Raw genomic sequence first — 5,993 nt, forward strand, 5'->3', positions numbered from 1 at the left:
GCTCCCGTCGAGAGGCGGGGAAGTAGAGGTAAGAAAGATAGTGAAACACAAGAAGTGAGTACGGAGTTTGAAGGCAGAGAATTGAATAAGATCAGGTAGAAGAAGCCGGATGGGATTTAAAAGGAAGCTTCAAAATAGGTATTGACGGAAAGCGGTAAGTGGTTCATAATCTCGCTTCTTTGCTGCTGACAAACAAAACGCTTTGTCAGAAAGTGGAGAAAAAAGAGTAGTTGATTCGCAAGAGTCCTAGTCTTTTTGAAGCGGAACAGAATGCAGATCTTTAACAATTAACAGTCAATAAATGTGGGCACTTGATAGAAGGCACCGTGATTTAATTTATTAGATCATGATACTTAAAAAATATCAAATGTTCGCAAAAGTAATAAATAGGATATCTCGCAAGAGATAGCCTGTCAGTTATTTGAGTGAGCGACACTGTTCGAAAGAACAGAGTTCAGCAATGAACAAAAACAGAGATTAAACTGAAGAGTTTGATCCTGGCTCAGATTGAACGCTGGCGGCATGCCTTACACATGCAAGTCGAACGGTAACGCGGGGCAACCTGGCGACGAGTGGCGAACGGGTGAGTAATATATCGGAACATACCCTAGAGTGGGGGATAACGTAGCGAAAGTTACGCTAATACCGCATACGAACTCAGGTTGAAAGTGGGGGATCGCAAGACCTCATGCTCATGGAGTGGCCGATATCTGATTAGCTAGTTGGTAGGGTAAAAGCCTACCAAGGCGACGATCAGTAGCTGGTCTGAGAGGACGACCAGCCACACTGGAACTGAGACACGGTCCAGACTCCTACGGGAGGCAGCAGTGGGGAATTTTGGACAATGGGCGCAAGCCTGATCCAGCAATGCCGCGTGAGTGAAGAAGGCCTTCGGGTTGTAAAGCTCTTTTGTCAGGGAAGAAACGGTGGTTCCTAATACGGACTACTAATGACGGTACCTGAAGAATAAGCACCGGCTAACTACGTGCCAGCAGCCGCGGTAATACGTAGGGTGCAAGCGTTAATCGGAATTACTGGGCGTAAAGCGTGCGCAGGCGGTTATATAAGTCAGATGTGAAATCCCCGGGCTCAACCTGGGAACTGCATTTGAGACTGTATGGCTAGAGTGTGTCAGAGGGGGGTAGAATTCCACGTGTAGCAGTGAAATGCGTAGATATGTGGAGGAATACCGATGGCGAAGGCAGCCCCCTGGGATAACACTGACGCTCATGCACGAAAGCGTGGGGAGCAAACAGGATTAGATACCCTGGTAGTCCACGCCCTAAACGATGTCTACTAGTTGTCGGGACTTAATTGTCTTGGTAACGCAGCTAACGCGTGAAGTAGACCGCCTGGGGAGTACGGTCGCAAGATTAAAACTCAAAGGAATTGACGGGGACCCGCACAAGCGGTGGATGATGTGGATTAATTCGATGCAACGCGAAAAACCTTACCTACCCTTGACATGGAAGGAATCCCGAAGAGATTTGGGAGTGCTCGAAAGAGAACCTTTACACAGGTGCTGCATGGCTGTCGTCAGCTCGTGTCGTGAGATGTTGGGTTAAGTCCCGCAACGAGCGCAACCCTTGTCATTAGTTGCTACGAAAGGGCACTCTAATGAGACTGCCGGTGACAAACCGGAGGAAGGTGGGGATGACGTCAAGTCCTCATGGCCCTTATGGGTAGGGCTTCACACGTCATACAATGGTACATACAGAGGGCCGCCAACCCGCGAGGGGGAGCTAATCCCAGAAAGTGTATCGTAGTCCGGATTGTAGTCTGCAACTCGACTACATGAAGTTGGAATCGCTAGTAATCGCGGATCAGCATGTCGCGGTGAATACGTTCCCGGGTCTTGTACACACCGCCCGTCACACCATGGGAGCGGGTTCTGCCAGAAGTAGTTAGCTTAACCGCAAGGAGGGCGATTACCACGGCAGGGTTCGTGACTGGGGTGAAGTCGTAACAAGGTAGCCGTATCGGAAGGTGCGGCTGGATCACCTCCTTTCTAGAGTTGTGCTGAAAGTTAAGTGTCCACACTTATTGACTGTTACTGTAAAGAACAAGGTAAGTCACCGGGAGACTGGTGACAAGCTGTGTAACTCACTCACGTGAGAATCGAGCAAGCACCTGGGTCTGTAGCTCAGTTGGTTAGAGCACCGTGTTGATAACGCGGGGGTCGTTGGTTCGAGCCCAACCAGACCCACCAAACTGGTGGAGCAGGTTGCAGGCAAGTGAGTGCAGTAAGACATCCAAGTTTCGGGGGTTTAGCTCATCTGGTAGAGCACCTGCTTTGCAAGCAGGGGGTGAACGGTTCGATCCCGTTAACCTCCACCAAGATTGAAACATTGAAGCAAAGTACAAACCTAAGTCAAGCAGCGCGCTCAACAGCGATAGCGGCAAGCGATTTAGGTTTGATCTTTCAACAGAGATTAAGCAAGACAGTATTACCGTTCTTTAACAATTGAGAAGAAGTAAAGTAGAAATAATCAAAATTATTTCTGTAAAGAGAAGTTGGCAACGACAGTTGTTAATGGAAATTATGGAAGGGTTGTGATTGTATCGAACAAACATAGTATTACAAAGAGTTTGAAAAGCACTGCTGCAAAGCAGAGTTTTAGAAAAAATCAAATTCCTTGAGATACGGCAAACGCTAAAGAAATACTCATAGTAATAAGAACTATAACCGGTTTTTAGTGATGAACCTGAGTTCAGTAATGAACACAGACACTAGAAGCTAACGTTATAGGGACAAGTGACTAAGTGCACATGGTGGATGCCTTGGCGATATCAGGCGATGAAGGACGTAGTAGCTTGCGATAAGCTGCGGGGAGCGAGCAAACACGCTTTGATCCGCAGATTTCCGAATGGGGAAACCCGGCCGTAAGGTCATTGCAACATGAATACATAGTGTTGCAAAGCGAACGTGGCGAACTGAAACATCTAAGTAGCTACAGGAAAAGAAATCAACCGAGATTCCCAAAGTAGTGGCGAGCGAAATGGGAACAGCCGCAAGTGATAGCAGACTTGATAGTAGAACGGAATGGAAAGTCCGGCCATAGAGGGTGATAGCCCCTTATACGAAATCATATCTGTGGTACTAGGCTTGCAACAAGTAGGGCGGGACACGAGAAATCCTGTCTGAACATGGGGGGACCATCCTCCAAGGCTAAATACTCGATATCGACCGATAGTGAACCAGTACCGTGAGGGAAAGGCGAAAAGAACCCCGGAAGGGGAGTGAAATAGATCCTGAAACCGTGTGCATACAAACAGTAGGAGCGGACTTGTTCCGTGACTGCGTACCTTTTGTATAATGGGTCAGCGACTTACATTCAGTGGCAAGGTTAACCGCATAGGGAAGCCGTAGAGAAATCGAGTCCGAATAGGGCGAAATTAGTCGCTGGGTGTAGACCCGAAACCAAGTGATCTACTCATGGCCAGGTTGAAGGTGCGGTAACACGCACTGGAGGACCGAACCCACTAATGTTGAAAAATTAGGGGATGAGCTGTGGGTAGGGGTGAAAGGCTAAACAAACTTGGAAATAGCTGGTTCTCTCCGAAAACTATTTAGGTAGTGCCTCAAGTATCACCATCGGGGGTAGAGCACTGTTATGGCTAGGGGGTCATCGCGACTTACCAACCCATTGCAAACTCCGAATACCGATGAGTGCGAGCTTGGGAGACAGACGTCGGGTGCTAACGTCCGGCGTCAAGAGGGAAACAACCCAGACCGCCAGCTAAGGTCCCAAAGTATCGCTAAGTGGAAAACGAAGTGGGAAGGCTAAAACAGTCAGGAGGTTGGCTTAGAAGCAGCCACCCTTTAAAGAAAGCGTAATAGCTCACTGATCGAGTCGTCCTGCGCGGAAGATGTAACGGGGCTAAGCGATACACCGAAGCTGCGGATATATCTTAGGATATATGGTAGGAGAGCGTTCTGTAAGCCTGCGAAGGTGTCTTGTAAAGGATGCTGGAGGTATCAGAAGTGCGAATGCTGACATGAGTAGCGATAATGGGGGTGAAAAGCCTCCACGCCGTAAGCCCAAGGTTTCCTGTTCAACGTTCATCGGAGCAGGGTGAGTCGGCCCCTAAGGCGAGGCAGAGATGCGTAGCTGATGGGAAGCAGGTTAATATTCCTGCACCGTCGTATGATGCGATGGGGGGACGGATCACAGAAGGTCGTCAGGCGGTTGGAAGAGCCTGTTCTTGACTTGTAGAAGGCACTTAGGCAAATCCGGGTGCGTAATTCAAGGGGTTGAGACGAGTGAATTAATTCATGAAGCGATCGGAAGTGGTTCCAAGAAAAGCCTCTAAGCTTCAGTCATACGAGACCGTACCGCAAACCGACACAGGTGGGCGAGATGAGTATTCTAAGGCGCTTGAGAGAACTCGGGAGAAGGAACTCGGCAAATTGGTACCGTAACTTCGGGATAAGGTACGCCCTTGTAGTTTGACCCCCCTGCGGGGGAAGGATGAAAGGGTTGCAATAAACTGGTGGCTGCGACTGTTTAATAAAAACACAGCACTCTGCAAACACGAAAGTGGACGTATAGGGTGTGACGCCTGCCCGGTGCTGGAAGATTAAATGATGGGGTGCAAGCTCTTGATTGAAGTCCCAGTAAACGGCGGCCGTAACTATAACGGTCCTAAGGTAGCGAAATTCCTTGTCGGGTAAGTTCCGACCTGCACGAATGGCGTAACGATGGCCACACTGTCTCCTCCCGAGACTCAGCGAAGTTGAAATGTTTGTGATGATGCAATCTACCCGCGGCTAGACGGAAAGACCCCATGAACCTTTACTGTAGCTTTGCATTGGACTTTGAACCAATCTGTGTAGGATAGGTGGGAGGCTTTGAAGCGGGGACGCCAGTTCTCGTGGAGCCAACCTTGAAATACCACCCTGGTTTGTTTGAGGTTCTAACCTTGGCCCGTTATCCGGGTCGGGGACAGTGCATGGTAGGCAGTTTGACTGGGGCGGTCTCCTCCCAAAGTGTAACGGAGGAGTTCGAAGGTACGCTAGTTACGGTCGGACATCGTGACGATAGTGCAATGGCATAAGCGTGCTTAACTGCGAGACTGACAAGTCGAGCAGGTACGAAAGTAGGACATAGTGATCCGGTGGTTCTGTATGGAAGGGCCATCGCTCAACGGATAAAAGGTACTCTGGGGATAACAGGCTGATTCCTCCCAAGAGTTCATATCGACGGGGGAGTTTGGCACCTCGATGTCGGCTCATCACATCCTGGGGCTGTAGCCGGTCCCAAGGGTATGGCTGTTCGCCATTTAAAGTGGTACGTGAGCTGGGTTTAAAACGTCGTGAGACAGTTTGGTCCCTATCTGCCGTGGGCGTTGGAAGTTTGAAGGGGGCTGCTCCTAGTACGAGAGGACCGGAGTGGACGAACCTCTGGTGTATCGGTTGTCACGCCAGTGGCATTGCCGAGTAGCTATGTTCGGAAGAGATAACCGCTGAAAGCATCTAAGCGGGAAACTCGCCTTAAGATGAGACTTCCCAGAGACTAGATCTCTTTAAAGGGTCGTTCGAGACCAGGACGTTGATAGGCTGGGTGTGGAAGTGCAGTAATGCATTAAGCTAACCAGTACTAATTGCCCGTAAGGCTTGTCCCTATAACCTTAGCAGGTTATCTGTTACAAGTATTTGTGAAGTGTTTGCCTGAACCTTACGTCAGTAAGTTGTTCGACAACAGTCACAACCACCACAGCACGCCATAGTCTGGCGTGCTGTGAAAAAAACATTGATTAGTGCGATTCAACCCGCACACGCTACTGCGCTTCTTCCCAATTGGATTTGTTGACCCTCACAGAATAGCGTGACTCAACAGATCAACAAGTTATGCCTGATGACCATAGCAAGTCGGTACCACCCCTTCCCATCCCGAACAGGACCGTGAAACGACTCCGCGCCAATGATAGTGCTGCAACCAGTGTGAAAGTAGGTCATCGTCAGGCTTTTATTCCGCAAAGCCCTTAACTCC

At 49.3% G+C, this 5,993-nt stretch carries 2 tRNA genes and 3 rRNA genes; all 5 read left to right on the top strand.

The window, feature by feature from the left end:
• Positions 1-479 precede the first annotated feature (479 nt).
• Positions 480-2,008, top strand: a 16S ribosomal RNA gene (locus tag AAKU61_RS21910).
• Positions 2,009-2,132: 124 nt separating this feature from the next.
• Positions 2,133-2,209: transfer RNA gene (locus AAKU61_RS21915), tRNA-Ile, on the top strand.
• A 52-nt stretch (positions 2,210-2,261) separates the two neighbouring features.
• Positions 2,262-2,337 (top strand) — tRNA-Ala (locus tag AAKU61_RS21920).
• A gap of 412 nt (positions 2,338-2,749) precedes the next feature.
• Positions 2,750-5,625, top strand: a 23S ribosomal RNA gene (locus tag AAKU61_RS21925).
• Positions 5,626-5,854: 229 nt separating this feature from the next.
• Positions 5,855-5,967: ribosomal RNA gene (gene rrf, locus AAKU61_RS21930) — 5S ribosomal RNA — on the top strand.
• Together the 16S, 23S and 5S rRNA genes with 2 tRNA genes alongside form the textbook arrangement of a ribosomal RNA operon.
• Positions 5,968-5,993 lie beyond the last annotated feature (26 nt).

The sequence above is a fragment of the Undibacterium sp. GrIS 1.2 genome (assembly GCF_040544435.1).
In the GTDB taxonomy this organism is placed as follows: Bacteria; Pseudomonadota; Gammaproteobacteria; order Burkholderiales; family Burkholderiaceae_D; genus Undibacterium.